The sequence below is a fragment of the Nesterenkonia sphaerica genome (assembly GCF_005771565.1).
Lineage (GTDB): Bacteria > Actinomycetota > Actinomycetes > Actinomycetales > Micrococcaceae > Nesterenkonia > Nesterenkonia sphaerica.
This window is the reverse complement of sequence record NZ_VAWA01000042.1, coordinates 1-2378: the sequence shown is the minus strand read 5'-3', so window position 1 is coordinate 2378 and position 2378 is coordinate 1. Positions and strand designations below refer to the sequence as shown.

2 protein-coding genes are annotated in these 2378 nt (G+C 64.0%); both read right to left on the bottom strand.

What is annotated here, in order from left to right; genetic code table 11:
* Nucleotides 1-282: 282 nt before the first annotated feature.
* Nucleotides 283-1092 carry an ExeA family protein gene (locus tag FEF27_RS12935; RefSeq protein WP_208009905.1) on the bottom strand — a complete coding sequence of 270 codons (810 nt, stop codon included), beginning with the start codon at nt 1090-1092 and terminating at the stop codon, nt 283-285.
* The gene (locus FEF27_RS13915) at nt 1089-2258 is read right to left on the bottom strand and encodes a DDE-type integrase/transposase/recombinase (protein WP_138171298.1); all 1170 of its coding nucleotides are present in this window, start codon (nt 2256-2258) and stop codon (nt 1089-1091) included. Before FEF27_RS13915 ends, FEF27_RS12935 begins: the two co-directional genes overlap by 4 nt.
* Nucleotides 2259-2378: the final 120 nt, after the last annotated feature.

Sequence of the window (2378 nt, the reverse complement as noted above, 5' to 3'; positions counted from 1 at the left end):
TTCATCGGTGACAGGGTCGCGTTTCATTCGAACCCGACCTCCGGCAACATGCCCTGGCTGGCGGCGACCACGTCAGCGTAGGAGTCCAGGAAGTCTGGGGAAGTGTGGATGTAGTAGTAGGTCGAATCGAACGTGGCGTGCCCCTGTTAGCCGTCGCGTTTTTTGACGATGGCGGCGTCGCCTTCGGTGACGATCAGCAGTGACGGAAATGCCCCGCTGGGAAGCATCCGGCGGGGCATTCATCGTCAGGGTGATGTGGTGGTTGTCATCGGTGACGGCGGCTTATTCGCTGTTTTCGGTGATCGCGGATTGGGCTGCGGAGAGGTCCACGATGGCCTTGTCGGCGGCGTAGGTAGCGATGAGCGCGGCAACGGCGAGGTTGTTGATCGCTCGGGGGTGGCCGCGGGAGCCTTGATGGATCGCAGCGATCGCATCATCAGAGAACAGGGTGTCGGAACGACCGGCGTATTTCAGGTGGTGACCGATATAGGCTCCGGTCTCAGCCAGGTCCATTCCGGTGATCGCATATCGGGTGGATACCCTCTGGTCCAGGGCGGCCAGGACGGCGAGTTTCAGGCGTCGGCGCAGGGTGGGCTGGCCGATCAGCAGTAACGCGAAGTGCGATCCTGTATCGAGTCCAGCGTTGGTGAGCATCCGTAAGGATTCCAGGTCGGTGTTGCCCAGTAGGTGGGCCTCATCGATGACGACTACTGGCAGGCGGGCGCGTTCATCGAGTTCCCCGGCCAGTAGTGAGGCGGTCTGGTGGGCTAGGACCCCGGAGTAGAAGGCCGGGGTCCCGCCCAGGGCGGTGACGATCTGGGACTGGATGCCGCGCATCCCGATGGTGGGGTCAGCGATGTAGATCACCTGGTGCCGGGAGGCCTCGAGCCGGGCCAGGGCGGCACGTACGGCCACGGTCTTACCGGCCCCGACTTCACCGGTGATCACTCCCATCTGGTGCTGGTCTACGCACCATTGGATCCTGGCGATGGCTTCGCGGTGCCCAGGATGTGGGTGCAGGGCCTGGGCGGGGATGTTGCGGCCGAAGGGCATGGTGGTGAACCCGTAGTGGGTTTGGAGGTTCTCGATCACGCTGCTTCTGCTCCCCTCGCGTCGGTGGCTTCGTCGGTGGTGGTGGCTTTGTCGAAGCTGATCGGCGCTCCGGTTATCTGGGTGGTGTGGTGTTCTTCGACCATGCGGAGGTAGTCGATGCCTGAAGCGACGTTCTTGGCGCCGTTATCGGTGTCGGCTCTGGCGGCGGCGGCCTTGGGGTGGACGTGACGACTGATGTGCTGGGCTGTGGCGTTCCCGGCTGGGGCGCCGTCGCTGGTGAACACGCTGACCGATGCCGTGAGGTCGAAGGGGTCATAGATCAGCTCGACATGGGCTCCGGCCAACTGTGGGTCCACCTGGTAGGTGTTCGACTGTAAGGAGACGGTCGCAGTCTTCGAGACTCGGCGGGTGACAGACCACCGGAATGCCTCGTTGATGGCCTCAGCCGACCGGCGCTCCGGGGACCGGTTGCTCCAGCCGGCTTCCCAGCGGGCCAACGGACTCTGACCGGTGGAAGTATGCACAGTGTGGTGATAGCTGATGTGGAGCCAGGAGGAGAACAGCGCATTGAGCTCAGCCAACGAGCCGATCGCGGTCCCAGCCTGATCCTCACCTGCTTCCCCGCCGGTGCCGGGGGCCACCAGCTGCACCGGGGCGGTGAGTATGGTGATCTCGGAGAGGAACTGGGAACGCACCGAACCGAAGAACCGCTCGATCTTGCCCCTGCCTTGGGGCCGGTAGGGCCTGGAGTGGATCAGCCGGATCCCCAGCTTCGCGCACGTTCGTTTCAGTGCTGAGTCCACATATGCGGCACCGTTATCGACATAGCAGCTTGAGGGGATGCCGTGGGTTTGTAGGGCTGGTCGTAGCGCGGCGGCTAAGCGTACTGCGTCTTCGGCGTAGGCCCACCGGGCGGCGGTGATCAGGCGGGAATGATCATCCATAAACGCGAAGAGGTAGGTCTTCTTGCCCCCGATCTTGGGGCCGTGCAGCGCATCACCGACCCAGATCTCATTGGGGTAGGCGGCTTCGAACCGCCCCGTTGCTGCTGCGGGGGTGCCGGTGGGGATATCCAGGGTGCGGAAATGGCGCAGCAGTGTCGACTCACTGGGGGCATCGCCGAGGGTGGTGACCATGATCCTGCGTACTTGGGCCGCAGTGCGGTGGGGAGCCTCGATCTTCAACGTCGCAGCTAGCGACAACACCGTCGCCGGGGTGATCGGTGCGGCGGCGCGTTGCCGGGGCTTGAGCCCGTCGAAGCCATCGGCGTGCCAGGCACGGATCCAGCGGTCCAGGGGGGCTTGTCAAGTAGTTTGTGTACGGGG